This window comes from Methanoregula sp. (assembly GCF_041645475.1).
Classification (GTDB): Archaea; Halobacteriota; Methanomicrobia; order Methanomicrobiales; family Methanospirillaceae; genus Methanoregula.
This window is the reverse complement of sequence record NZ_JBAZQA010000001.1, coordinates 216,482-240,740: the sequence shown is the minus strand read 5'-3', so window position 1 is coordinate 240,740 and position 24,259 is coordinate 216,482. Positions and strand designations below refer to the sequence as shown.

General features: G+C 56.0%; 24 protein-coding genes and 1 tRNA gene. 11 read left to right on the top strand and 14 right to left on the bottom strand.

Annotated elements, in window-relative coordinates:
* The first annotated feature begins 37 nt into the window (after positions 1 to 37).
* A complete protein-coding gene (locus WC598_RS01170) occupies positions 38 to 1,843 on the top strand; it encodes a PAS domain S-box protein (RefSeq protein WP_372959631.1) in 1,806 nt (601 codons plus the stop codon).
* The gene (locus WC598_RS01165; protein ID WP_372959630.1) at positions 1,833 to 2,207 is read left to right on the top strand and encodes a response regulator; all 375 of its coding nucleotides are present in this window, start codon (positions 1,833 to 1,835) and stop codon (positions 2,205 to 2,207) included. The genes WC598_RS01170 and WC598_RS01165 overlap by 11 nt, the downstream gene beginning before the upstream one ends.
* An 11-nt stretch (positions 2,208 to 2,218) precedes the next feature.
* On the opposite strand, the gene WC598_RS01160 is transcribed toward WC598_RS01165, so the two are convergent.
* The 5 genes from WC598_RS01160 to WC598_RS01140 form a co-directional block, all read right to left on the bottom strand.
* Positions 2,219 to 2,398: a hypothetical protein gene (locus WC598_RS01160; RefSeq protein ID WP_372959629.1), complete on the bottom strand. Its 180-nt coding sequence runs from the start codon at positions 2,396 to 2,398 to the stop codon at positions 2,219 to 2,221.
* Positions 2,399 to 2,505: 107 nt separating this feature from the next.
* On the bottom strand, positions 2,506 to 3,039 hold the full coding sequence (locus WC598_RS01155) for a DUF308 domain-containing protein (RefSeq protein ID WP_372959628.1): 534 nt from the start codon (positions 3,037 to 3,039) through the stop codon (positions 2,506 to 2,508).
* A gap of 110 nt (positions 3,040 to 3,149) precedes the next feature.
* Positions 3,150 to 4,103, bottom strand: a complete 954-nt coding sequence (locus WC598_RS01150; RefSeq protein ID WP_372959627.1) for a DNA-3-methyladenine glycosylase — start codon at positions 4,101 to 4,103, stop codon at positions 3,150 to 3,152.
* 45 nt (positions 4,104 to 4,148) lie between these two features.
* Positions 4,149 to 6,134 carry a cation:proton antiporter gene (locus WC598_RS01145; protein ID WP_372959626.1) on the bottom strand — a complete coding sequence of 662 codons (1,986 nt, stop codon included), beginning with the start codon at positions 6,132 to 6,134 and terminating at the stop codon, positions 4,149 to 4,151.
* A 190-nt stretch (positions 6,135 to 6,324) separates the two neighbouring features.
* A tRNA-Phe gene (locus WC598_RS01140) sits at positions 6,325 to 6,398 on the bottom strand.
* Between the two features lie 101 nt (positions 6,399 to 6,499).
* On the opposite strand from WC598_RS01140, the gene WC598_RS01135 reads away from it, so the two are divergent.
* The 4 genes from WC598_RS01135 to WC598_RS01120 all read left to right on the top strand — a co-directional run bounded on the left by WC598_RS01135 (position 6,500) and on the right by WC598_RS01120 (position 10,123).
* A complete protein-coding gene (locus WC598_RS01135) occupies positions 6,500 to 7,465 on the top strand; it encodes a phosphoesterase (RefSeq protein WP_372959625.1) in 966 nt (321 codons plus the stop codon).
* A 90-nt stretch (positions 7,466 to 7,555) separates the two neighbouring features.
* Positions 7,556 to 8,056, top strand: coding sequence for a hypothetical protein (locus WC598_RS01130; RefSeq protein ID WP_372959624.1), 501 nt, complete (start codon positions 7,556 to 7,558; stop codon positions 8,054 to 8,056).
* Positions 8,057 to 8,194: 138 nt separating this feature from the next.
* Entirely contained in the window at positions 8,195 to 9,460 is a 1,266-nt protein-coding gene (locus tag WC598_RS01125) for a hypothetical protein (RefSeq protein WP_372959623.1), read from the top strand.
* Between the two features lie 159 nt (positions 9,461 to 9,619).
* Positions 9,620 to 10,123 carry a hypothetical protein gene (locus WC598_RS01120; RefSeq protein WP_372959622.1) on the top strand — a complete coding sequence of 168 codons (504 nt, stop codon included), beginning with the start codon at positions 9,620 to 9,622 and terminating at the stop codon, positions 10,121 to 10,123.
* Between the two features lie 65 nt (positions 10,124 to 10,188).
* Here WC598_RS01120 and WC598_RS01115 read toward each other — a convergent pair whose 3' ends face one another.
* Entirely contained in the window at positions 10,189 to 10,980 is a 792-nt protein-coding gene (locus WC598_RS01115) for a hypothetical protein (RefSeq protein WP_372959621.1), read from the bottom strand.
* A gap of 39 nt (positions 10,981 to 11,019) precedes the next feature.
* Here WC598_RS01115 and metG point away from each other — a divergent pair, with 39 nt between their 5' ends.
* Positions 11,020 to 13,008, top strand: a complete 1,989-nt coding sequence (metG, locus tag WC598_RS01110) for a methionine--tRNA ligase (protein ID WP_372959620.1) — start codon at positions 11,020 to 11,022, stop codon at positions 13,006 to 13,008.
* 595 nt (positions 13,009 to 13,603) lie between these two features.
* On the opposite strand, the gene msrA is transcribed toward metG, so the two are convergent.
* Positions 13,604 to 14,194 (bottom strand): peptide-methionine (S)-S-oxide reductase MsrA, encoded by a 591-nt coding sequence (msrA, locus tag WC598_RS01105; protein WP_372959619.1) that lies wholly within the window; start codon positions 14,192 to 14,194, stop codon positions 13,604 to 13,606.
* Positions 14,195 to 14,208: 14 nt separating this feature from the next.
* Between msrA and WC598_RS01100 the strand changes: the two genes are divergently transcribed.
* Positions 14,209 to 14,754 carry a DUF6125 family protein gene (locus tag WC598_RS01100; protein ID WP_372959618.1) on the top strand — a complete coding sequence of 182 codons (546 nt, stop codon included), beginning with the start codon at positions 14,209 to 14,211 and terminating at the stop codon, positions 14,752 to 14,754.
* Positions 14,755 to 15,158: 404 nt separating this feature from the next.
* Here WC598_RS01100 and WC598_RS01095 read toward each other — a convergent pair whose 3' ends face one another.
* The 6 genes from WC598_RS01095 to WC598_RS01070 all read right to left on the bottom strand — a co-directional run bounded on the left by WC598_RS01095 (position 15,159) and on the right by WC598_RS01070 (position 19,152).
* Positions 15,159 to 15,476, bottom strand: coding sequence for a DUF190 domain-containing protein (locus tag WC598_RS01095; protein WP_372959772.1), 318 nt, complete (start codon positions 15,474 to 15,476; stop codon positions 15,159 to 15,161).
* 17 nt (positions 15,477 to 15,493) lie between these two features.
* The gene (crcB, locus tag WC598_RS01090; protein ID WP_372959617.1) at positions 15,494 to 15,856 is read right to left on the bottom strand and encodes a fluoride efflux transporter CrcB; all 363 of its coding nucleotides are present in this window, start codon (positions 15,854 to 15,856) and stop codon (positions 15,494 to 15,496) included.
* Between the two features lies 1 nt (position 15,857).
* Positions 15,858 to 16,247, bottom strand: coding sequence for a CrcB family protein (locus WC598_RS01085; protein ID WP_372959616.1), 390 nt, complete (start codon positions 16,245 to 16,247; stop codon positions 15,858 to 15,860).
* A gap of 153 nt (positions 16,248 to 16,400) precedes the next feature.
* Positions 16,401 to 16,922 carry a phosphohistidine phosphatase SixA gene (gene sixA / locus WC598_RS01080; RefSeq protein WP_372959615.1) on the bottom strand — a complete coding sequence of 174 codons (522 nt, stop codon included), beginning with the start codon at positions 16,920 to 16,922 and terminating at the stop codon, positions 16,401 to 16,403.
* Positions 16,923 to 16,992: 70 nt separating this feature from the next.
* A complete protein-coding gene (gene guaB / locus WC598_RS01075; protein WP_372959614.1) occupies positions 16,993 to 18,462 on the bottom strand; it encodes an IMP dehydrogenase in 1,470 nt (489 codons plus the stop codon).
* 3 nt (positions 18,463 to 18,465) lie between these two features.
* Positions 18,466 to 19,152 (bottom strand): (5-formylfuran-3-yl)methyl phosphate synthase, encoded by a 687-nt coding sequence (locus WC598_RS01070; protein ID WP_372959613.1) that lies wholly within the window; start codon positions 19,150 to 19,152, stop codon positions 18,466 to 18,468.
* A 42-nt stretch (positions 19,153 to 19,194) separates the two neighbouring features.
* Here WC598_RS01070 and WC598_RS01065 point away from each other — a divergent pair, with 42 nt between their 5' ends.
* A complete protein-coding gene (locus WC598_RS01065) occupies positions 19,195 to 19,866 on the top strand; it encodes a HisA/HisF-related TIM barrel protein (protein ID WP_372959612.1) in 672 nt (223 codons plus the stop codon).
* Positions 19,860 to 20,477 carry a dTMP kinase gene (tmk, locus tag WC598_RS01060; protein WP_372959611.1) on the top strand — a complete coding sequence of 206 codons (618 nt, stop codon included), beginning with the start codon at positions 19,860 to 19,862 and terminating at the stop codon, positions 20,475 to 20,477. The genes WC598_RS01065 and tmk overlap by 7 nt, the downstream gene beginning before the upstream one ends.
* 123 nt (positions 20,478 to 20,600) lie before the next feature.
* Here tmk and WC598_RS01055 read toward each other — a convergent pair whose 3' ends face one another.
* Positions 20,601 to 21,188: an antibiotic biosynthesis monooxygenase gene (locus tag WC598_RS01055; protein WP_372959610.1), complete on the bottom strand. Its 588-nt coding sequence runs from the start codon at positions 21,186 to 21,188 to the stop codon at positions 20,601 to 20,603.
* Between the two features lie 426 nt (positions 21,189 to 21,614).
* Between WC598_RS01055 and WC598_RS01050 the strand changes: the two genes are divergently transcribed.
* Positions 21,615 to 23,651 (top strand): PGF-pre-PGF domain-containing protein, encoded by a 2,037-nt coding sequence (locus WC598_RS01050; protein WP_372959771.1) that lies wholly within the window; start codon positions 21,615 to 21,617, stop codon positions 23,649 to 23,651.
* Positions 23,652 to 24,259 lie beyond the last annotated feature (608 nt).

The window sequence follows — 24,259 nt, the reverse complement described above, 5'->3', positions numbered from 1 at the left end:
TATTTTAATAATCTGTATCCCAATACAAGAATAACCAATGACCCGTACAACGATGGACAATACAATAATTCCGCACATTCATCGTTCTGTTACTGACACCGACCTGGTTCGGTTTTTTGTCATCGTGTCGCTTGCGGTCTGCTGTACGCTCATCACGGCCCTCTCCTTTTACCGGTCCCTGGGTTTTGTCAATTATCCGCTTTTCTTCCTCCCGATCATCTACGCGGCCTACTTCTACCCGAAGAAAGGGATCTATGTTGCAGCGCTCTGCGGCATTGCGTTCCAGGCCGTTGGGTATTATTTCAATTACCCGGATTTCGTTGCCATGATTGGCGTTACCCTGGAAGCCATCTTCTTTATCGTCATTGCGGTGCTCATTGCTACCTTCATTGAGAAGATCCGCTCTGGTGAGATCCGGTACCGAACGGTCTTCGAACATTCCCAGCTGGGCATTGTGCTCTTCGACCGGGACAACTTCTCCCTGCTCCAGGCAAACACCCGCTTTTTCTCCATGCTCCATTACAGCGAGGAAGAGATCCGGTCGCATACCCTTCTTGGCCTGCTCCACAATCCCCGCGAGAAAGAACGCTTCCTTGAGCGGATCCAGAATGAGTCCTCAACCGAGGATTTCGAGACCCGGTTCACCACAAAGGAAGGGGATGCCTGCTGGGTCAACCTCTCCTGGAGTTCCGTTGATGACAAGACCTTCAGCTGCACGGCTATCAATATCAATGGCCGGAAGCTTGCGGAGAAAGCCAACAACGACAATATGATGAAGTACCGGCAGCTCACCGAGCATTCCCCGACCGGTATCCTGATCATCGAGGATGGCAAGATCCGGTTCTCCAACCCGGCCTTCTCCGACTTCTCCGGGTTCAAACCCGTTGAGGTCATGGGAAAAGACCTTCTCCAGCTCATCGACCCGGAGGACATGGAAAAGTATACTGAGTTTTCGTCAGGGTGGGGGAAAAAATCCCGCATGCCGGAAAAAGCCCAGTTCGTCTTCATAACCCAAGGTGGTGAGAAACGGATTGGTACCCTGTTCACGATGCCGATTGTCCATGTTGGCAAACCTGCCACGATGATAAGCCTGGTTGACGTTTCAGAGAAACAGAAACTCGAGGAGAAGATCCGGCTCGACAATGAACGGCGGCGGGGGATCATCATCACGGTTGCCCACGAGATGCGCACACCCCTCCAGCCGATCCTCGGGTACTTAAACCTCCTTACCTCGGATCCCGCCGGTTTCGGCATTACGGACGAGACGAAAAAGATTCTTGACCGCTGTCTTGTCAGTGTTGACCGGGAACGACAGATCATCGACCAGATGCTGGAACTCTCGGTGCTGGAGAGCGGCAGGCTCAATCTCAGCTACTCAACCTTTTCTCCTGCAACTCTTGTAAGGAGCGTTATCGATGCCGGGGGATACCCGGCCAAAGCCGAGATAGCGCTCGACATCCCTGCAGATCTCCGGATCTCTGCCGACAGGGACCGTTTGTACAGTGTTTTTGACTCGCTCTTCTCGAATGCCATCAATTACTCCAAGCCTCCGCGGAAGATCGGGGTGTCTTACCGACCGTCACCCGATGGATCGCATCACCTTATCTCTGTCCGGGACAATGGTATTGGTATTCCGGAGAGCGCCTTATCTTCCATCTTCGAGCCGTTCCAGCTCGCGGATGCAGCAAAGTTATCGCGCAAATATGACCGGATCGGGCTGTCACTCTCGATTGCCAAACGGATAGTTGAGATGCACGGGGGAGACATTTGTGTGGAGAGCACCGTGAACGCCGGAAGTACGTTTACCATTCACCTGCCCGTGGAGGCACACCATGTTGCATAAGATCATGCTTGTCGAGGATGATTTGCCCATCCTTGAATTGATGGAGCTCCTGCTCGGGCGGCTCGGCTATGAACCGGTTCTCGTACCGGATGTACTTGAAGCACTTGTCCGCATCCGTACCGAGCCGCCGGATCTTCTCCTGCTCGATATCATGATGACGCCCATGAACGGCTGGGAAGTTTTGGAAAAGGTCCGCGAAGAATATGGCATGAAAGATCTCCCGGTGCTCATCTTCTCGGCATCCCCGTCAGTTGACGAGAAGATTGCCACCCTGAAAGATAAAAATCTCGGGGTGCTCCAGAAGCCGGTAACCCTTGCGGAACTCAGGTACGGCATTGAGCGTTTCCTCGGGCCGTTGTCCTGATTGCCCGCTGTTTATTCGTTGTTCGCTGTTGCTGATGGTGCGGGGGATGGCTTCTGGACTTCCCGCGAGACCTCCGGGCCGGGCCGTTTAATCCCGCCGTTCAACTCATCGATCTCCTTTCTTATCTCGGTTTTATGGATCTCTTCTTCGGTCCGTTTCATCTCTGTTTTAATTTCATCAGAAAGGTCCATCTCTTAATTTCTCTCCGTAGTCCTCTTACGTTTATCGTACAGGAATAAATCCTTGTCCGCTTAAAAAAAACGTCCGGGCCACAGGTCAGTCCGGCTAAAAAAGATGGTTATTTGTATATGAGGTGGTTGACCGGCCTTGGTGCCCGGGGTTTTGCCCTCCCGAAGAGTATCGTGAGGATACCGATGATGATTGCAAAGATTCCAATCATCGTGACCAGGAGAAAACTGTCTATAGCCTTTGGGGCTATGAGGATGAGGACCCCGGCTCCGAGCGTAAGAATGCCGGTTGCCGCCTTGATGCTCCGCTCGGCTCCCATGATTGAGGAAAAGACAAAGATGATGTCGCTTGCGCCGGCGACAATCGCCCAGATGCCTACGATATCCATGGCACTGACTGCCATGATCCTTGGTGCAAAGATGATCGCAAGCCCGATAAGTATCCCGACAACCCCGGCAAGGGTAAAAAGCCACCCCTGCCTGCGGTTCCCGCTCTTCAGGGCAAGCCCGGTCATGACCAGGTTTGCCGACATGATGATTGCGTAAATCGCAAATACGTATTCCAGGAGTGAGAATGCAAGCACCGGAAAGATGATTGCAATGATCCCGAGGATGATTGCAGCAATCCCTGCAATGATACTCATCTGCCCTTTCGGCATTTCCCATGTGGTCAAGACTGTGCCTCTTATCCACTGATAGACAACGAGCCTATATATCGGTTGCGAAAAACCGGTGTATCCCCGTACCCATGGGCTCAGTCCTGTTTCTGGTCCTGGCCCGGAAGATCCTCCGGCGGGATCCCGATGCGTTCTGCCGTTTCCAGGTAAAATGAGGCAAAGCCGCGGTAATCGCCCCACCGCTCCGAAAAGAGCCGTGCCTCCGCAGGTGAGACCTTTGCACCGTTTAAGTAAAAACGCGAGATGAACCTGCGGACCGCCACGTCGTCAGCCGGGAACGCATCCGCCCGGTGAAGCCCCCGGAGGATGGCAAGTTCGGCAGTCCAGCGCCCTATGCCCCGTATCTTCACAAGTTCGCTGATAACCGGTTCCGTATCCGGATCGTTCCGGAAAGCTTCCGGGTCAAGGTTGCCTTTGAGAATCTCCCGGGAAATCCCCCGGATATACTCGCCTTTCCGGAGCGTGAGGCCGCAGGAGCGAAAGACCGTGTCCGGCACTTCCGCAAGAATCGCTGGTGTCGGGTAGCAGTAATAGATCCGGCCCTCCTGCGAGAGGGATCTTCCGACTGCCTTAATGAGACGGTTCTCGGCACTCCTGGCTGCAACCAGGGAGATCTGCTGCTCGATGACCGAGTCAATGACCGCCTCGAAGACCGTGGGTGTTCCCGGACAACGGAGCCCGCAGAGCCTCCGGGTAAGGGCGGCCATGACCGGGTCAGCCGCCATTGCCCGGTAAAACAGCGCAGGGTCATCAGCAGTACTGAAGATTGTTGCAACTGCCTGGCGGATCGTTTCCATGGCAGTTTTCCTTATCGGCCTCTCCGCGTGGCAGGTGACAAGGATCTGCGGCTGATCCCTGGTTCCCACTGAACGGACTTCTACGAGAACCGCTGTGCTTTGGATATCCAGCGCCTGAAAGAAGAGGCCGTCCTGGAAGATGCGGATCTGCGGGTCGCCGGTGGCAAAGATCGCGCTCGTGAGATCGAAATCAAAGGGCGGGATTGGATCAAGCGTGAATGTGGCAGTACTCATATGGCCGGCCGCTCCGTATCCTTAAATACACCTTTGAGGGCGGCATTATTCTCCTTTTTCCCGTTCAAATAGTGAAGACATGGCCTGTGCGGTCTGGTCTGTTATGAACATGATGAGGACTTCTCCATCCTGGAGTCTCCGGGTGGGAGCGATATGGCTCGTGGTCTTCCCCTGGCTCCGGATCCCGACTTCCATGACCCCGAAACGGGATCCAAGACTCAGTTCGCCGAGGGTCTTTCCCTCCGCCTCGGACCCGGGCTCGACATGGAACGAGTGGATATGCCGGTCGTGGAACATGGTGTTGGGATCTTCGAGTTCCGCCTCGCCATCGTCGCTCTTCGTGAACATGGTCTTGCCCAGTACTTTTGTCCGTTTGATGATGTAGCCGATCTCTTCTTCGGGGATCTCGTAATTCCTGAGCGCCCGGGTAAAGATCTCCAGCGACGCCTCGAACTCCTCGGATATGATCTCATCAGCACCGAGCTCCAGCAGGTAGCGTGCCTGCCGGACATGCCGTGTCCGGGCCAGGATATGGATGTCGGGGGCCATCTGCCGGGCCGTGTGGATTATTCTTGGGATCGCTTCCTCGTCCGAGATAACGATGACCAGCGTGCGGGCATGGTGGATGCCGGCATGTTCCAGTATCTCCTCCTGGACCGCGTCCCCGAACAGGAAGTTGGGGCGGAAGGTGGAGCGCTCCTGGCGGATGATCTCCGGGTTCAGTTCGACGACCATGGAGGGAATGCCGGCAATGGCTGCTGCCCGTGCAACGCTTTTGCCGGTGATACCGTAGCCTATGATGATCATGTGATCGGAAAGGCCCTTTTCTTTCACCTCTTCAGTATCCACCCTTTCCCGGGAAAGCCGGCCTGGTGCGATCCGGTAGATCAGGTCAACCACTTTTGGCGAGGCGTTCATGGCAAAGGGGGTCAGGGCCATGGTGATGATAGCTCCTGCAAGGAAGATCTGGTAGACGGTATCCGGTATGAGTGCGTTATCGAGCCCGTTCTTTGCAAGGACAAACGAGAACTCCCCGATCTGGCAGAGGGCAAGACCGGTGAAGACGCAGACCCGGGTGGGCATCCCGAGAACCTTCGCAGCAAGAACGCCGGTCAGGATCTTGAAAACAATGATGATGAGCACCATCATTGCCACGTAATAGAAATCGACAAAGACGGTCCGGGTGTTGAGCAGCATACCTATGGAGAGGAAGAAGATGGCTGCAAAGACGTCCCGGAACGGGATGATATGGCCCAGCGCATCGATGTTGTATTCGGACTCCCCTATGATGAGGCCCGCGATGAAGGCCCCGAGCGTGAACGAGAGTCCCGCCTCGTTTGTCAGCCAGGCAATGAGTATGCAGGTGCCGGCAAGGGTGATGAGGAAGAGCTCCCGGTTCTTCTCCCGGGCTACCCGGAAGAGGAAGGCCGGGATGATCCACCGGGCCATGACGATGATGATGAGGATGATGAGCGCGACTTTTCCCACCTGGTAGGGAAGTGCATTCATGTCGGGCCCCCCGCTCCCGACAAGCAGGGGGGTTATGAGCATCATCGGGATGATGGCGAGATCCTGGAAGATGAGGACCCCAAGCAGGGTCCGGCCCCGGAGGGTGTCCACCTCGCCCTTCTCCTGGAGGATCTTCATGACAATGGCCGTACTTGAGAGCGAGACGATGAACCCAAAGATCAGGGCCTCGTTGAACGGCATCCCGGAATATCTGGATATGAGGGTGATTGCAATGATTGTGGCCAGGACCTGGACCGTGCCGCCGATGATCACCGTCCGCCAGGACCTCATGAGTTTCTTGAACGAGAACTCAAGACCTATCGTGAAGAGAAGGAGCACGATCCCGATCTGACCGAAGGTGTCGATGGATTCCTGGTTGGTGATGAGCCCGAGGCCGAATGGCCCGACAAGCATCCCGATGATGAGAAAACTGACAATGCTCGGCATCCGGAGACGCTGGCCAATGTACAGGAGAGCTATTGCCAGCAGCAGAATACTCACCGATGCTATCAGAAGGTCCATACGAAAGTCCCCCGGCTATCGTTCGCCGCTACAGAAATAACGATGAGATCTCTATTATAGTTTATGCGGTAGAGCACGTTGTACCACTTTCTGGATTTCTCCCTATGCCGGAGTCCAAAATATCTCGGAGCCCAAAAAGCCCCTGCGCACGAAAAATATGACTATTTCAAGCGTAAAACAACAAAAGAAGTGCCCCAGGCCTGATTTGAACAGGCGACAACTAGATCTTCAGTCTAGCGCTCTCCCAAGCTGAGCTACTAGGGCAGGACTATAGTGTTGTCACTTTTGATTAATAAATGATCTGTTCCGGCATGCCCTTTTGGCTCCCGTTCTTTTTTTATATACGGGGATGACAGTATTAACCAATGTCGCTCCCGAAGGATGGTGCAGGGGACAGCGGGCTTCTGAATGCGGTAAAAAGCCGCACAGCGCATGTTGTCCACCTGACGCATAATGATCTCGATGCCGTGGGAGCGGATGCGATCCACCGGATGAAATACGGTACCGGCGGGGTCTTTACCATCTGGAGTTCTGTCGGGAAATTTACCGCACTCTTCTCCCTTGTGGCTGCCTGCGAGGGCAAAGGGGACATCCTCTCGATCTCGGATCTCGGGTACCACCGGGGGACGGAGGAGACAGCCGCACAGGCAAAAAAGAACGGCTGGGTCGTGGAGTGGCGGGATCATCACCGCTGGCGGGATGAGGAAGTGAGCCTGATCGAGCCAATCGTCTCCCTGCTCCACATCGATACGTCGGTCTGCGCAACCGGGATTGTTGCCCGCGACCTTGCGCCGGAGAACCCGGTGGCGGGAGAGGTGGCCCGTGTTGTCTGCGATTACGATCTCTGGAAGCATGCAGACCCGCGTTCTGCCGTGCTCGGCCAGGTGCTCCAGCGCAAGAAGAACCGGGACCATGTCCGCGACTGCCTTATCACCGGTATCTTCAGCGACGAGCAGATCGACCGGGAAAACCGGGAGATCACTGCCGAGATGGAAGAGATGATGCACCGGAGCCTCAAGCAGGCTACCTTCCTTGGGAAAAAATACCGGATCGCGTTTGCCCCGCTCTATGGCTACCCGAGCGAGACTGCCCATTTCATCCGGGACGAGAAGAAGACGGATATCGAAGTGATCATAGGAAAAGACGGGAAGTTCTCGATCCGCTCCGTGCCGCCGATAAGCCACCTCATTGCCCGCCAGTTCGGGGGCGGTGGGCACCCGGGCGCTGCCGGGGGCTCGTTCAATTTCACGGTGGTCGAACGGTTCACCTGGTGGCTTTTTAAGAAGAGCCGGCATTTCAGCGAACTCGTCCGGGTGGCAGAAGAGCTCTGATCCGGCCCGCGGTTTTCCGGATCCCTCCATTCCGGGCTTATTCGCCACGAAGCATTTAATCTTGGACTGTCAATCTAGATCCGATCATCTATGAAAAGGGTTTACCTATTACTTGCGTGCCTGTGTCTTCTGGCATTCGCAGTCATGCCCGCCCAGGCCTTCACCGCCAAGTCGCTTACCGTAACGCTCGCACCGAACGGCGATGCAGTCATTGATATGCAGTACGATCTCTCGTTCCTTGAGCAGAGCGCCGTCTTCTTCCGGATGGCCGACCCGGCAACCGAACTCAAGAAAGCCTTTGACTCCAATACCAACCAGCAGATCACCGTCAACAGCGTGACGAGCTCCTCGGCAAATATTCTCGTGCCCTCCTATGCACGGGTCTCCCAGAAGGATGGCTCTACAACCCTGTCCACTCCCGCAATCTCGTTCGAGAGGGCAGAGACCGTGCTGAAAACCTACTGGTTTGCACCGCTCATCTCCGCGGATTTCTCCCCGGGCGTGACAACCATCATCTTCCCGGACGGGTACAAAACAATCTATTACGAAGCCCTCTCGATGCCGACCGTCACCCATACCCTGAGCGCATAAGCGTTCTTTTTCCTCTTTTTTTTCGTGACTCCTATAAAAACGATCCCCGCCCACCAGGCAGTACCATCGCCGGAACCAGTCATATATTAATTTATACAAACCCGCCCATTATTCCGGTATACAATCGGTAGTGATGCTATGAACCAGAACCACGGAATTTTCATCCTTCTGACACTTACTCTAACCGGCCTTCTTGTACTTCCCGCTTCAGCGGCACTTCCCGGGGGCGGGACTGCTCTTGTCTTCCAGTGCGCTAGCGATCTCACGTCATCATCCTGCAATGCCAACGGGGCCTCGGTCTCCATTGGCGGAACGGTCATGGGAACGATCTCCGGCGGGCAGCTCGAGATCCCGTACGAGAGCGGGTATTCAAGCTACCTGATCACAAAAGACGGGTATTACGACCAGTCCGGGACCATTCCGGAACCTGCACCGGGTTCGAGCGGCGACATCACCGTCACGGTCTCCCTCTCCGAGAAACCGGTTGGGAGCGGCAAGGGCTGGCTGAAAGTCCAGGCGAACGTTGCCGACGGCACGGTAGCGTTCAACGGGGTCTCGCAGGGAATCATGAGCGGGACCACCGAGAAATCCTTCGAGGTTGCAACAACCGGAACCCAGTACAGCACGTTCACGGTCAGCAGGAACGGGTACGTGACCTACCAGGGGACGATTGCCCGGATGCCTTCCGATGGCGAGACCATCACCCTGTATGCAACCCTGAACCCGTCCACAACTGCGACAACTGCGGTCCCGACAACTGCAGAAACGCTGATCGGCGGGGATGTGAGCTGGATTGCCGTGCACGAGAGTATTGATGGCGCTTCTGTCTATTTTGACTCAACCTACAAAGGCACCATCTCGGGAGGAATCCTCACCGTTCCCGTCTATACCACGGGCACGCCTTACAAGACCTACCGGGTGGAGAAGAGCGGGTACGTGACTGCCTCCGGCTCCCTGCCGTCAGCTCCTGCCAAGGGACAGACCGCGGGAGTCTGGGTCACCTTAACGCCGGTCTCCTCGCCTACCTATGTGACCGCACCAACCACCGCCACCCAGATCCCGGGAAGCGGTCAGGGATACATTGCCATCCACTGCTCCGTTGAAGGAGCCAAGGTCCTGCTCGGGTCCACCCCATCAGGATTCATCCACAGCGGGATCCTCACCATTCCGGTTGCAACGACCGGTACCCCCTTCTCCCAGTTCACTGTGACAAAAGACGGGTATGCAACGGCAACCGGCACGATCCCAAGGCAGCCCGGTGTTGGTGAGACCGTTGATATCTATGTCACTCTTACCCCGGGAACCCCGACCCCGGCACCAACTACCCAATCACCGGTTTCGCTGCCGGTGATTGTTGCCGGTATCCTTGGTGCCGCGTTTGTTCTCGTCACCCGCAGAAACTAACGAACACGGAATAATCCTCTCTTTTTTCATCCGGCAGAACACCCGCAACCCCGTCTATCCCCTCAAATCGATCCCTTGGTTTCGGGAACCGAAACGGGGATTATTATAACTCCTGCCATCTATCGATCATTTAACCTCCTGGTATCAACACCAATCTCCATGAAGAGACTTTATCTTGCCGTGGCGGGACTCATAATCCTGGCATGCACCGTTATGCCCGCCTCAGCCTTTACCATGAAATCCCTCAGCATCACCCTTGCGGGAAATGGTGATGCACAGATGGATATCACTTATGACCTCTCGCTCGTGGAACAGACCGCGGTCTTCTTCCGGCTCGCCGATCCCGAGGCTCAGCTCAAATCCGCGTTCGAGGCCGGGGGTGTCTGGCAGCCAACCGTCAGTGACGTCAGCAGTTCGTCAGCCCATCTTGTGATCCCGTCCTTTGCGTCCGTGAATCCTGTTGCCGGCAAAACCACTTCGATAACAACACCTTCATTATCGTTCGAGCACGCCCAGGCAGTCCTCAATACCTACTGGTTCGCTCCGCTCGTATCCCCGGATTTCTCTCCGGGCGTGACAACCATCACGTTCCCGGACGGGTACCGGGCCACCTACTATGAGCAGATTACTATCCCCTCGGTCACCCACCAGGTGTCCGGGTAATAATCCCCCACATTTTTCACGGGATGGGAAAACAGGGGGGTATGGGCAGAAAAAAGAGTGAAAGATCAGCGTCTATATACTGCCGCTGCCACAAGGTCTTTCCAGTAATCCTCTCTCTCTTCCGTGCAGTATCCTCCGCAAACAACCTGATCCGGATCGAGATGCGACAATGCGAGATCAATGGACCGGGGATCCGGGTCGATGATAAAGACCTTCTGGAGCGTGTATTCTTCCGTAAGACCAAAGAGCATCTCCAGGTACTTCTTCCCGATCGCAACCTGTCGCTGGCATTCCATAAGGTTAGCGAGACTTTCCCGGTCGGGTTCCGGCTGGAAGAAGAAGACGTTCTGCCGGGATAATGCGGCAAGTTCCTCTTTTACCATGCAGTCCCCGATGAGCACGTGGCCGGCAACCCCGGTATCCCGCATGGTCCGCATCAGCGTGCGGTACGTGCCGCAGAGGGCGTCGCTCCACTCCTCGTCGTCATCGTAATACGTATCGGTGATGCTGAGAACATGAGGTGCGGGGATGGCACACCAGGCCCCTTTTTTCTGGACAACGATCCCGGCTGCATCCTCGATCAGGTCGGCGGTGTCCAGGTAGAGTTCCCCGGTTGCCCTCCGGTCGCTGATGCCGGCAATGCACTGCAGGATACGGTCTGCGTAGAATTTCCCGCCCGCACAGGGTGAGAGGATCCCTGCGGGGATCTGGGGTGCAAGCGATCGGTCGAGCCGGAACGTGAGGATATCCGCCATCCGGCCCCGGTGTTCTTTGATCCAGGCCGCGAGTGCGGCCACATCCGGCACCCCGGGTTCCGACCCGAATGCCCGCGTTGCCAGGTTGTGCCGTTTTACCATATACAGATCTTATTACCCATAAGCATCTAAAAAGTACTGATGAATCAACAGCCGCTGCTCGTCACCTGCGGGCTTCCGTATACGAACGGACCCTGCCATCTCGGCCATCTGCGAACGTACGTCCCTGCTGACGCTTACGTCCGCTACATGCGGCGTGCGGGTGAAGAGGTCCTCTTCGTCTGCGGTTCCGATAACCACGGGACCCCTATCGTGGTCTCGGCCGAGGAGTCGGGTATCTCCCCCCGGGCGCTCTCGGAACGCTACCACAAACATTTCGACGAGACTTTCAAGCGGATGAATGTCATGTTCGACCGCTTCGGCATGACCGACGACCCGGCAACCCACCACCGGGCGCAGGCGATTGTTGCCGAGCTCGAGAAGAACGGCTACATCTACAAGCAGGTAGTCCACCAGGCGTACTGCACGAAATGCAAACGCTTCCTGCCCGACCGGTACGTTGAGGGGATCTGTCCCCACTGCGGCAAGCCCGCCCGTGGCGACGAGTGCGACCAGGGCTGCGGCAAGCACCTTGAACCGGGCGAGATCAAGGATCCGGTCTGCAAGGTCTGCGGCACGAAAGCCGAGTTCCGCGACCAGGAACATTACTTCTTCAAGCTCTCGGAGTTCAAGGACTTCCTCCTCACCTACCTCGACACCGTCCGGGGCACGACCAATGCCAAGAACTATGCCATCGGCTGGATAAAGGACGAGCTCCACGACTGGTGCATCACCCGGACCCTTGAATGGGGCGTGAAGTTCCCGGGCCGCGATGACCTTGTGGTCTATGTCTGGGTGGATGCCCCGATCGGCTACATTGCGTTCACCGAGGAATGGGCGAAAGCAAACGGCAAGGACTGGAAGCGCTACTGGTGCGGAGAGAACCGGGTCACGCATTTCATTGGCGGCGACATCATCTACCACCACTCGATCTTCTGGCCGGCGCTCCTCAAGGGGGCCGGCTACGGGGTTCCCCACGCAATTGTCGCAAGCGGGATGGTCAAGGTGGACGACCACAAGTTCTCGAAATCCCGGGGCTACGTTGTCTGGACCAATGACGATTATCTCGACAAGGGCCTCTCTCCCGACTACCTCCGGTATTACCTGCTCGCGTACACGAGCCATACCAAGGAACTGAACTTTTCGTGGAAGGTCTTCTCCGAGCGGATCAACAACGAGGTTGTCAACATCTTTGGCAACTTCGCGTACCGCACGCTCTTCTTTGCCCACAAAGAGTTTGCGGGTATTCCGGAAGGTCCGGTTGATCCCGCGATCATGGCCGAGATCGCAAAGACGCTTGCCAATGTTGACACCCTGATGCGGGACTACGAGTTCAAAGGCGCTGTTGACGCGATTATGACGCTTGCCGCGTTTGGCAATACCTATATCCAGACGAATGCCCCGTGGAAACTCATCAAGACCGACCGGGCAGCAGCAGCGCAGGTGATAAAGAACAGCGTCCAGATAGTCAAGGCCCTTGCGCTCCTCCTTGAACCGGTGATGCCCGATGCAGCCGAGCGGTGCTGGAAGATGCTCGGGTTCCTTGACCACGTGGCAGCGCACCCGGTCAGCGATGCCGTGCACCCGGTGCCCGAGACCTGCCTTGCCGCCCCGGCCCCGCTCTTTGCCAAGATGGAAGATTCCCAGGTTGCAGAGCTCGAAGCCCTGCTCCAGAAACGTGTCGCGGAGGCGAACAAAAAGATGGAAAAGACACCCGCAATAACCATTGAAGATTTTGCAAAAGTTGAGATGAAGACCGGTAAAATTCTTGCAGCTGAGGCTATCCCGAAGTCCAGCAAGCTCTTAAAGTTACAGGTGGATATCGGCGGCGAGACCCGCCAGATTGTGAGCGGCATTGCCCAGTTCTACAAGCCAGAAGAACTTGTGGGCCAGAACGTGATCGTGCTCACGAACCTGGCACCGGCCAAGATCTTCGGTGTCGAGAGTAACGGCATGATCCTTGCGGCCGGGGATGCGGCATCGCTCTTAACTCCCTTAAAAACCGTAGAGCCGGGAACAAAAATCCGGTAATTTCTCTTATTTTTTGAATTTTTTTAAACCTGCATGCCGGGCATTGCTCCCGGCACCGGTTTCTGGTGAAGAAATGCTGGTTACTGTTGTTCTGGAACACATCTGTATGGGGCGGAACTGCACGGGTGATGATCTGTAGGAAGCTGGTGCAGTGCCGGTTTCTGGCTGGTCTCAAAAGCCCAACCGGCACCTGTGTCCCGTGCAGTTTCTCATTTGTCGGGATTGCATTTTTGAATTCATGGTGTAATCTTAAGGCCGCTCTGGCCATGCCCGTGTGCAGTCAGGCAGGATGGCGGCCCTGGTTTTTCCCGCCGCAATCCGGGATCCGGGTGGGGCAGATCTGCCAGGGAAAGCGATCCGGCAGACCTGCCCGCGTCCCGGGTCTCTGGTGGTTGGGGGATATCGAGTGCCTGGCAGGTTTCCCTGTGCCACACACTCTGATCAGGAATTATGTGCCGGCGCACTTATAATGGTAAAATGGCCCGGGTGCATGGGTTGCACCTATCGGTTCAATGGCAGAACCAGAAAAGAAAAAATGCGCATCCACGCGGTTTGTCTTCCTTTCGGCTGCCCTTACACTCCCGCGGGTTTTTTGTTACTCGTCAACCTGCCGGCTCGTGCAGTATCCCCGGGCGCATTTCTCGTAGAACTGCTGGTGGCACTCCTCTGCCGGCCAGAATTGTGATGCAGGTATCACTTCGGTGACGACCGGCCTGTCCCGGTATTTCCCTGACCGGCTCAGGCGCTCCCGTGATGCGAGGGTTGCCACTTTCTGATCCAGATCCTGGTAATAGATCGCGGAACGGTACTGGGGACCGGAATAATCCCCCTGGTCTTCCTGTCGGGTTGGATCGTGCATTGCCCAGAATGCGTTGAGCAGCTGGTCGTAGGCAATCGTTCCGGGATCAAAGATGATCTCGACTGCTTCCGCGTGACCGGTGGTGCCTTTACTCACCTGCTCATACGTGGGCTCCGGGAGGGTACCGCCGGTATACCCGGTCCTGGTTGCGACAATTCCGTCCAGCCTGCGGAACGCGGCCTCGGCATCCCAGAACGATCCTGCGGCAAAGGTTGCTCTCCGGTACCGGTTGGCATCCTCCATGCCTACACTCTTGGGCCCGGGTATTTTTGGGTGTTGCGATCCGGTAACTCCCGTGCCAACCGGCACCTTTTTGCCCCGGGACATTCCAGCGTCTGTTCATGGTACTGCGGCAGAATGACGATAATGAAGAGCTGACCGATGCGGCCAAAAACTGGCTGGCCATTGACGGCCTCTGGTTCCAGGCAGTTGAGCAGGCCTATGGCATGGATGCTGCCGTGGCAATGGACTGTGATGTCTGGAAACTGTTCGCAGCAATTGAAGCCCGGCGGATCAGAAAACGCCTCCACCTTCCGGAGCAGGGTGGGCTGGACGCTCTGGAGATCGCGTTGAAGAACCGGCTCTTCACGCATGTCAATGAATACGAGATCCGGCGGCCGGATGGAACGACCCTTATTGTTGCAACGAAGACCTGCCGGGTCCAGGCTGCCCGGGAACGAAAGGGATTGCCGCTCTTTTTCTGCAAGGCCGTAGGGCTTGCAGAGTTTCCTGTCTTTGCCCTGACTATCGATTCACGGGTTGTTACCGAATGCCTGTCGTGCCCGCCCGAGCTACAGCCCGGGACGCCGTATTGTTCCTGGAAGTTCACCCTTGCAGCAACGCGGGTAAAACCACCCTTTCCGGATAAAGAATACGAAGAAAAATAGGAGAAATGAAGATAGGATTATGCTCTCTTTCCGCTGGATTTCTTGGCATCGTTCTTTGCTGCTTCGGGCGCAGTCTTTGATGCGGGAGCAACTGCCTTCTTTTCTTTATTCGACGTGATTATCACTTCCTTTTCAGTTATTCGTTCGTTGTGGTTTTTGCCACATACTCTTGTTCTCTTGGTACCGGGATATACGCTTTGTCCCTGTACTGGAATTTAAACGATGGAAACGGTTTATTTTTATGGACCGGGGGCAAAGAACGCGCCGGGGGAATTGAGGATGCTCTCTCGCTCATGCTGATTGGGATCGATCGTTCTCTTCATTGATTCCCCGGAATTATTCCCCTGCCTCACCATCGATCACCGCGCTTCCATGTACCTAAACTCATGGGGGATCAGGCCCGGCTATCTCTTCTCCGGGATTTTCCGGATCATCTGCACATCCTGCACCGTGACAAGCCCGTGCTCTACCATAGCTTCAACTTCGGGCAGAATTTCCTGTATCCGCTCGCGGGTGTCGACAACATCAATGACCACCGGCAGGTCAAGCGAAAGGTGGAGGACATCAACGGTCCGGATCAGTTTCTCATGGCCAAATCCTGTCATTCCCCGGGTTACCGTGCAGCCGGGAAAATTTCTCTTCAAGAAAAAATCTGTCAGGTACTTGTAGCCCGGCACGGAATGTATCCGGGCCGATTCCGCCATGTAAATCCTCAGAAGCATACCGTCCTGCATTGTCCTCATCCCGTTATACCCAGACCCGTGCAGATGGCAAGCGCAGCCATGACGCTGAGAATGCTGCCTGCCCCGTTCGTGAGGATGTTCGATACCATTCCATAATAATCCTGATCCTCCAGCATCCGGAAGGTCTCGTAACTGAATGTCGAGAAGGTTGTAAAACCGCCCATGCCCCCGATACCAAGGAAGTACATGAGATCGGCCGGCGCCCGGGAGAAGACAACGAGGCCGAAGACAAAACTGCCGAGCACGTTTACGAGCAGCGTCCCTGCCGGGAGTCCCCGGAACGGCTGGATCTTCGAGCACTCGTACCTCAGTATGGATCCAAACGCCCCTCCCAGTCCGACAAGCAGCACCGGGTCCATATCAGCGCCTCCCGTGCAGGCCTACGATGGTGCGGCCCAGGAGTATACCGAAAAGCCCGAGCAGCAGGGTTGCAGCAACGTAGACTGCCGCAACCACAGGTGGTTGTTCGACTGCGATCAGCGCAAGACCTGAGAATGTTGTAAATGCCCCGAGAAACCCGATGCCGATGAGCATCCGGGCATGGCGGCTGAACCGCCCGGTTGCCATGGACTCGAACATGAAGATCCCCATGAGAACCGAGCCGAGCGTGTTGACGATGAGGGTGCCGGGCAGCGTGGAGAAGACCGCGTTGATAGTATAGTGCAGGACCGATCCGCAGAACCCTCCGGTGCCAATGAGCGCCCAGGGGGTGAGGTTGAGATCCGGCCACGGCGCTGGATTTCCGGTCATAATGCAATCGTGTCCTATCCTGTTAGCTTCAGGTAATGATAAGGTTCATGACCCGGCATACATATCGCCAAAAACCCGCCGGCATCCTGATGGAGCGGATAGACCTGCGCTCCTTAATGCGGATGATGTTTGCGTTAAAAAAAAGGGATCGATTCACTGTTTTTTGCTGGTAAATTCCAGTGCCCCGGTCTCCGCCATCTGTTTTGCGGTGATCAGCCAGTGCAGTTCCCCGGAAGGCAGCCCGGTAAAAGAAAAATTCCTGATCTTTGCAAGCCCGCCTTTCGTCATGACGATGCCTGCCCCCTCGCCACCGGTGATTATCCTGCTGATGAGCGTTGAGAGGAGCGGTTCATGCCCAACGATCAGGATCCGGTTGTCTTTGGGAAACCGGCTGATCTCGTGGCAGACGGTATCCGGGTCTCCCCCGGGAACAAGGCACTCCCAGGTTGCAACCTTCTTTGGCCCGCCAAGGGTTTCTACAACTATCGCAGCCGTTTCCTGCGCCCGGATGAGCGGGCTTGCGGCAATCACGTCAAACTGGTATTCCTGTAATGCCATCCAGAGCGCAACAGCCAGGATATCGCCCTGCCCTTTTTTGGTCAGGCTGCGTTCTTCATCGGCCATTCCTTTGCCGGGTGTCTCTGCTTTCCCGTGACGGAGAATAAAAAGGTCCACACGATGACTGAAGCCTGCGGAAAAATAAACCTTGTGCTAAAAAAAACGAAAAAAAATTTGAAGAAATGGATTATTCGAAGAGCCGGTAGTTGGGCGCTTCGTCAGTTATCATGATGTTGTGTGGGTGGCTCTCGGTCATGCCCGCATTCGTGATCCGGACAAACCGTGCGTGCGTGTGCATATCGGCAATGGTCTTTGAACCCGTGTAGCCCATCGCCGATTTGAGCCCGCCGACAAGCTGGTAGATGACCTCGCTGACATGGCCAACGTAGGGGGTGACACCCTCGACGCCTTCGGGCACGAACTTCGTGCTGCCGATTCCCTTCTTCTGGAAATACCGGTCGCTCGATTCCCCGCTGTTCATCACGCCAAGGGAACCCATGCCCCGGTACTGCTTGTAGCGCCGGCCTTTCATGCTGATGACTTTGCCGGGCGACTCGTCCGTCCCGGCAAACATGCTGCCCATCATGACGGTATCTGCACCGGCGGCAAGGGCTTTTGCCACATCGCCGCTGAACCGGATGCCGCCATCCGAGACAACCGGCACATCGGCAGCATGAGCAATATCGGCAACCTGTGCAACGGCAGTTATCTGGGGGACACCGGTCCCGGCAACGATCCGGGTAGTACAGATCGAACCCGGGCCGATCCCTACCTTTACACCGTCAACTCCGGCATCAACAAGGGCTATTGCCGCCTCCTTTGTGGCAATGTTGCCGGCAACCACTTCTGCCTTCATGCTTCCCTTGATATCCTTGATGGCCGCAACGCAGCGCATGTTGTGCCCGTGTGCGGTATCCACGACAAGCACGTCCACGCCGTTCTGGTCGAGAAGTTCGGCCCGGGCAAAATCGAACGGACCTACCGCGGCTGCCACCCGGAGGTTTCCTTTGGCATCCCGGCAGGCCTGGGGGTACTGGCGCTTCTCAAGGATATCCTGCATCGTGATGATCCCGATGAGTTTGCCCTTGTCGTCTACTACCGGCAGGCGCTCGACCTTGTTCGTGTACATGATCTCGAGCGCTTTTTCAGCAGAGATATCCTCTTCGGCCACGATCGGTTTCTTCGTCATGATCGCGGTGATCTTCTCGTCCCCGCGCTTCTGCACGATTGCCCGGACATCCCGCCTGCTGACAATCCCGATGATCTTCCCCTTGTCGATGACCGGGACGCCGCCGATGCTGTACTGGTGCATGATGCGTTCAGCGTCGGAGACGGTTGCAGTACTTTCAACGTAGAGAACTTCGCGCTCAATGAGTTCCTCTGCCTGCTTGACGAACGTGACTTCCTGCAGCGATCGTTCTGCGGGCATATTGCGGTGGATGACGCCAATCCCCCCCTCGCGGGCGAGGGTTATGGCCATGGTCGCTTCCGTGACCGTATCCATTGCTGCAGAGACAAGCGGAATGTTCACGCCAATCTTCTTCGTGAACCGCGAGCTGACATCCGCTTCGGAAGGCTCGAGCCACGAGGCCCGGGGTTCGAGCAGCACATCGTCAAACGTTAATGAGAGGGGGACATCCAGTTTTTCAACGTACATAATTCACCTTATCATGGCGAGTGCGGTCTTGATCAGATCCTCGCGGACAACCGCATTCCGGTCGCCGCCACAGACCATGCCCCGCACACCGATAATTTCCGGGTTGATGCGCTTTAAGGCATCAATATCTTCAAACTTCAGGGCACCGGCAAGAGCGGTCCCGAGACCGAGTTTCCGGTTCTTCTCCGCAAATGAGCGGAGCGTCTCCTCGTTCATGAACGCAAACGTGCTCTGCCGGTCTTTTATGCCGGTATCGACCATGGCAAAATCAGCCCCGCATTCGGCGGCAATGGGTGCCATGTCAAACGGGGAGATGGAGTGCATCCGTTCAAAATCCGAGTAAGCCGCAATCACGACGAATTTTTCCGGGAACTCGTCCTTGACCGCCTTGACAACGGCATCAATCACATCGTTTGCCTTCTCCACGCCATCGAATGCAAGACCGATCTTCACGTAGTCAGCCCCGGCACAGGCCGCCCCGTAGGCAGCCAGTGAAGCCCCGCCGGGTTTGTAATCGAAGTCGCCAATCGCCGCACTTACCGGCTTTTTTGCAAACGATTTGATCTCGCGGATAATCCAGGGGAAATTGGCTCCCAGGGATCCTTCGGATGGCTTTTTAACATCGACTATGTCAGCGGCAGTGGAGTGTCTGGCTTCATTGATAGAGCTTGGGCTGACCAACAATTGCATAAAGTTTAATGATCTTTTATCCTAATAGTGGTTGCGTTCTCTATGGATCTGGTCCTTGCTCTTGATTTGCGCCATAATCTGGTCGTGCACGGGAAATCCGGGCACCGTGAGACTTACAAACCGTTAAACTGGGGCTGTTCCCCGACGGCAGAACCGCTGGGTTTTCTCAAAGCCATTGCCCCAAAATATATCTATATCGCGGACCTCGACCGGATCGAAGGTGATGGGGCGCATGATGCCATTGTTGCGGAATGTGCCCGGCAGGTCAGCGCCTGCTATGTTGACCGGGGGTGCCGTTCTCCCGGTGACATGCTCCACGGGGAGAACATTGTTAATATTGTCGGGACCGAGACCGGGGGGTCCGACCTGTCGCAGTACCACGAGGGATACCTCAGCCTCGATATCAAGGACGGTCGGGTCATTCCTTCCTTAAGCAACCCGGCGTTGATGCTCCGGAAGGCGGACTCCTGGGACTTTGACGGCTGCATCATCCTGAACATCGCGGCCGTGGGAACCCGTAACGGCCTTGATCCCGGGTTCCTGGAAACCCTGCGATCTTCGTATAACGGGCGGCTGTTCTATGGCGGGGGTGTGGCTACCGTCACCGACCTGGAGCTGCTCAAAAAGGCCGGGTTTGACGGGGCGATCATTGCAACGGCACTTCATTATGGGGCCGTGCCACTGGAATGGATCCGGAGGGGAACCCTGTGTTAATCACCCTCGAAGGAATCGACGGGAGCGGCAAGAGCTCGCTTCATGCGGCCTTAAAAGAACTCCTCTCCGACCTGGACCCGGTCTTCACCCGGGAGCCCGGGGCAACCTGGGTGGGTGACCAGGTCCGGCGGGCCATTGCCGAACAGATCGATCCCATCACGGAGGCAACGCTCTTTGTCGCCGACCATGCAGCCCATCTTGCGAAGGTTGTCCGGCCGGCCCTTGCCGAAGGCCGGCTTGTCATCTCCGACCGGTACAGTGACAGCCGGTTTGCATACCAGTCCGTAACATTGCAGGGTATTGTCCCGAATCCCGAGGGATGGATGCGGGCCATGCACAATGGCTGGACGGTTATTCCTGATAAGACGTTTCTCTGCGTTCTCCCTGTTGACGATGCCCTGACCCGTCTGAAACCGGATTCTCAGCGGGAGCATTTCGAGAAGCGCGAAACTCTGGAAAAAGTGCAGAACAATTATCTGTCCTATGCCCGGAATGAGCCCGGTCGGTTTGTTATCGTGGATGCGATGCTTCCCAGGGAGACTGTTGCCCGGTTCGTGGCGGATGCTATACGGATGATGGTGGCGGAAGGGAAGAAGAAGCGGAAGAGATAACACCGGGCCCCACTCTTCGAAAAACGGTCGATACGATGCGGCTCTCCACTGAAAATCCCCCTATTTTACGGGAAATAATCCTGAACTGCTTCCCCGTCCAGGGAAGGGTTTGCAGGTCCGCTCCTATTCCGGGCCGGAAGGCAGGCTTTCGGCAGGGAAGAGCCATCGGGCGAAGAGCCGGGAGGCAAATGGCATGACGACCCATGTGAGCAGGACAACCAGGAGAGTGACGAAGACCACTTTCTGGACCAGGAACGACTGGGAATCGAGAAATGGGCCGGTGATGAGCGAGATGATGATCGAGACCGGAAGTGCGGCTATCCAGGTCACGGCAGCCTGGCGGGCCTTTGTGGGAGGTTTCAGGATATTCTGCCCGGGGAGCGTGAACCAGGTCTCGAGGCCGGTGAGTTCTTCTGTGCGGGGCGGGGCGATTGTGAGCGCCGTCTCGGTTTTCATCCATGCAAGATAGGTGGGCGAGGCATGCCACCGGTCGAGTTCCGTCTTGGATGCGAACTTGTAGACTATCCGGTACACTCCGTCATGATGCAGTCCCGGCCGGAATATCGAGATCCCGAGGTTGGCCGGTATGGCAGTGAATTCGTCCATGTGTTTTTTCAGTTCCGCTTCGAACTGCGGTTCGCAACCTTCCTTCACGTAATGGATGCGGACAACCGTGATCGGTGTGTCAGGGGATGCAGCCAGTCTTCTCACCTGTCGGGATATTGCTGATGGCTTCCGCTTAAACCTGTCGAAAAATACCCGATAATTCCTCCCACTCCCTGATGGGGGTCGCCGCGACGCCTCGTCGCGTCGGAGCTGGGCAGATTACCTGCATCGGATTATTTGATAAGGAGATCGCTGTGGGGGCGCCCCAATTCGGAGGTTGTGAAAGGGCATCGTAATCGTATACTCCAAAAAAGGACGGAATATATTATCTCTGCTGAAACAAAACTGAAGCATTACAGGATTCCCGGACAACGGAATTTCCGTATCTGGCCGCCCGATGCAGCGGACACTCCGCGTTGAACGGAATACGTTTCACGATTCTTGTATTTCTGCCGGTGATGTCTCTTGGGAATATCTCTGTATACAAGGAAATGTGCCAACAGCCGGGTTATGAGGAAGTGAGAGTACGTGATGAAACCATCCGGGCAATGTGCAAGCAGGATCGTATACCTGCTGTGCATTGTCCTTGTCCTTGGTATTGCAGCGGGTATGGGGGTTCCGGTCTGTGCAGGAGCCGACGGAAATTCCGGGGAGACTTCGGAGTATCAGGGAACACATACAATCATGCATTTCACAAAAGAGCAGCTGGATCAGATACAGAATGCGATCGACACAGCACCAACCTATTCTGCTCCAGCGCGACGTCTTCTCCGATCCTCCCCCGCCCGTTCTGTAACCCTGCTCCCCTATCTTCCCTATATCCCGTCAGAACGAGACCAGGGGAATTGTGGAAACTGCTGGATCTGGGCATCAAACGGCGCCCTTGAGATCGAACATAATGTAAACAACGGGATACACGACCGGCTATCAATCCAGTACGTCAACTCGAAATACCAGTACAATACGGGCATATATGCATGCTTTGGGGGGTATGTGCAGAACTTTACCGCGTTTTACAACCAGGACAAGTCCCCGATTCCCTGGACAAATACGAATGCATCGTATCGCGATTACCATCCGAATCCCGATGGTTCAACTGCAGTACCGTTTCGCTCCATTGCAACCTCCCCGTCTTACTCGCTCAATTCCCTATCAAATTCCACAATAGTAACCTTCGGGGTGGGGAACTCGACTGCGATTACGAATATCAGGGCAGCCCTGGATGCAAATCATCCCGTCCTGTATTTCTTCTATTTACCCTTGGCCGGATTTATGGATTTTACTGATTTCTGGGGTTATGGATCAAACACGTCCATGTTTGACCCGTCCCCCTATAGTGGCCAAGAGCTTGCCGGGGGACATGGCGTGATCATTGTTGGTTACAACACTACGGATCCGGACAACCCGTACTGGCTTGCTGTGAACAGCTGGGGCGCACCCACAAACCGGACGGATGGCACGTACCGGCTCAACATGACGATGAATTATGATGGCGTGGCGTATGAATCCGGTACCCCCCTTCAGCAAAACTCTTTCCAGATCCTGACGTCGGTGTTCACGGATACCTCCGCGGTTCCGGTCGTGAGCAGTGTCTCACCGGGTTCCGGCATGGCTGTCGGCGGCACTGCGGTTACCATCACCGGCATGGGCTTCACCGGAACAACGAATGTCACCTTCGGGAGCACCCCGGCAACGTCGTATACATTCAGCACGGCGGATACCGATTCCCAGATGACCGCGATCGCCCCGGCCGGGAATGCCGGGCCCGTTCACATCACCGTTACCAATGCCTATGGTACATCCACCCCATCACCCGCCGACCAGTACACCTACACAGAACCCCCCCTTGATGGAGGATCGGATAACGGCCCGGCAGCGCCAGCGGCACCGGCTGTCCGGCAATCTGCCACAACGGAAGTGAACGTTGGCGGGAACTCTGCCGTAAGCCGGGTTGACGTAACCGGCACCGGTATTGCCGATCTGATCGTCACCGGCACGGTGCCGTCGGCCCTCCCCGCGGGTGTCTCCCCTGCCCCCGGCAGCATTTACGAGTATATCAGTCTCGTGCCGGCCCGGTATACAACCATCACCGGTGCAACGATCACCTTCACGGTGCCGGACTCGTATCTCGCGGAGCACCACCTGTCCCCGCAGGATATTGTGATGTACCATTACACCGGAACCGGTTGGACCGCCCTGCCGACAACGGTCGGATCAACGGCGCAGGGTGAGGTTACGTTCACGTCAACGAGTACCGGGTTCTCCCTCTATGCGATCAGCGCGTTGCCCGGGACCGGCGGGAACAAAACAGCCGTACTATCCGGAACAACAATTGGCGATCCTGTAACAACGTCTCCAGCGGTTACTGTGTCACCGGAAATTTCTTTACCGGTAACGCCGGCACCGGCCGTGCAGCAGACTACAGTTGCTCCGGCCTCACAACCGGCATCGGTTTTTTCGCCTGCCACTATCGCAATTGTGGGGGTGGTTGTCCTGGTACTCATCGGAAGCGGATTCCTTATCCTGCGCTGGTGGAGACGCAGGCAGAACCCGGCACTGTTCCGGTGATATGATTAGAAGAGACCACCTGCCTCATTTCCTTATCGAACCGGAAACGGTTGTGCGGATGCGGCCTGCCGACCCTGGGAAATTATTCTCTGGCGGGGGGTCACTCCCTTCCTGAAAAACAAAGGCCGGGGGGGTCCGATCATTTTAAAAAAATAATGGTGGGGGGGTTACCCGGGGACCCCCCTCCTCAAAAGTGGTATTGCACAGGTATTGCACACCAGAATGTGTGCCCGGTTCCGCAGGCCTCCGGCGTGATCGTTTTCCCGGCGGGCTACTTGATCCTGATAGGGGGTGGTCCTTTTGATCTGAAGGGGGGAGGGGGTCGTCGGCATACCACCCCCCTGTGTGGGTGGGGGGGTCCGGCCGGTTTTGAAAAATGATGGAGGGGGGGTAGGTGGGCTACCCCCCCTACTTTGTACTGATCTTAATTACTCCGGAAAATACCGGAAATAAAAATTATCCCCTGAGTGAAACTTCACCGGCAGAGGAAGGTGGCGCATGCACCGTTTTTTCCGGCGGTCGTGCCACACAACACCCTCAATTTTCCGGGAGATTACTGCGATCAGGTTATCGGTTGAAACGTTTCGTTTGAAGATCCTCAACGGCCT

Bases quoted from the DNA above. Each gene is read 5' to 3' on its own strand.
- WC598_RS01130 (WP_372959624.1), top strand. From the start codon at position 7,556: ATGAAAAGGGTTTACCTATTACTTGCGTGCCTGTGTCTTCTGGCATTC.
- WC598_RS01050 (WP_372959771.1), top strand. From the start codon at position 21,615: ATGAAACCATCCGGGCAATGTGCAAGCAGGATCGTATACCTGCTGTGC.
- WC598_RS01125 (WP_372959623.1), top strand. From the start codon at position 8,195: ATGAACCAGAACCACGGAATTTTCATCCTTCTGACACTTACTCTAACC.
- WC598_RS01070 (WP_372959613.1), bottom strand. From the start codon at position 19,152: ATGCAATTGTTGGTCAGCCCAAGCTCTATCAATGAAGCCAGACACTCC.
- msrA (WP_372959619.1), bottom strand. From the start codon at position 14,194: ATGTCCCGGGGCAAAAAGGTGCCGGTTGGCACGGGAGTTACCGGATCG.
- WC598_RS01160 (WP_372959629.1), bottom strand. From the start codon at position 2,398: ATGGACCTTTCTGATGAAATTAAAACAGAGATGAAACGGACCGAAGAA.
- WC598_RS01170 (WP_372959631.1), top strand. From the start codon at position 38: ATGACCCGTACAACGATGGACAATACAATAATTCCGCACATTCATCGT.
- WC598_RS01120 (WP_372959622.1), top strand. From the start codon at position 9,620: ATGAAGAGACTTTATCTTGCCGTGGCGGGACTCATAATCCTGGCATGC.
- WC598_RS01155 (WP_372959628.1), bottom strand. From the start codon at position 3,039: ATGAGTATCATTGCAGGGATTGCTGCAATCATCCTCGGGATCATTGCA.
- WC598_RS01165 (WP_372959630.1), top strand. From the start codon at position 1,833: ATGTTGCATAAGATCATGCTTGTCGAGGATGATTTGCCCATCCTTGAA.
- WC598_RS01095 (WP_372959772.1), bottom strand. From the start codon at position 15,476: ATGCTTCTGAGGATTTACATGGCGGAATCGGCCCGGATACATTCCGTG.
- WC598_RS01115 (WP_372959621.1), bottom strand. From the start codon at position 10,980: ATGGTAAAACGGCACAACCTGGCAACGCGGGCATTCGGGTCGGAACCC.
- WC598_RS01065 (WP_372959612.1), top strand. From the start codon at position 19,195: ATGGATCTGGTCCTTGCTCTTGATTTGCGCCATAATCTGGTCGTGCAC.
- metG (WP_372959620.1), top strand. From the start codon at position 11,020: ATGAATCAACAGCCGCTGCTCGTCACCTGCGGGCTTCCGTATACGAAC.
- WC598_RS01150 (WP_372959627.1), bottom strand. From the start codon at position 4,103: ATGAGTACTGCCACATTCACGCTTGATCCAATCCCGCCCTTTGATTTC.
- WC598_RS01145 (WP_372959626.1), bottom strand. From the start codon at position 6,134: ATGGACCTTCTGATAGCATCGGTGAGTATTCTGCTGCTGGCAATAGCT.
- WC598_RS01135 (WP_372959625.1), top strand. From the start codon at position 6,500: ATGTCGCTCCCGAAGGATGGTGCAGGGGACAGCGGGCTTCTGAATGCG.
- crcB (WP_372959617.1), bottom strand. From the start codon at position 15,856: ATGGACCCGGTGCTGCTTGTCGGACTGGGAGGGGCGTTTGGATCCATA.
- guaB (WP_372959614.1), bottom strand. From the start codon at position 18,462: ATGTACGTTGAAAAACTGGATGTCCCCCTCTCATTAACGTTTGACGAT.
- WC598_RS01085 (WP_372959616.1), bottom strand. From the start codon at position 16,247: ATGACCGGAAATCCAGCGCCGTGGCCGGATCTCAACCTCACCCCCTGG.
- WC598_RS01100 (WP_372959618.1), top strand. From the start codon at position 14,209: ATGGTACTGCGGCAGAATGACGATAATGAAGAGCTGACCGATGCGGCC.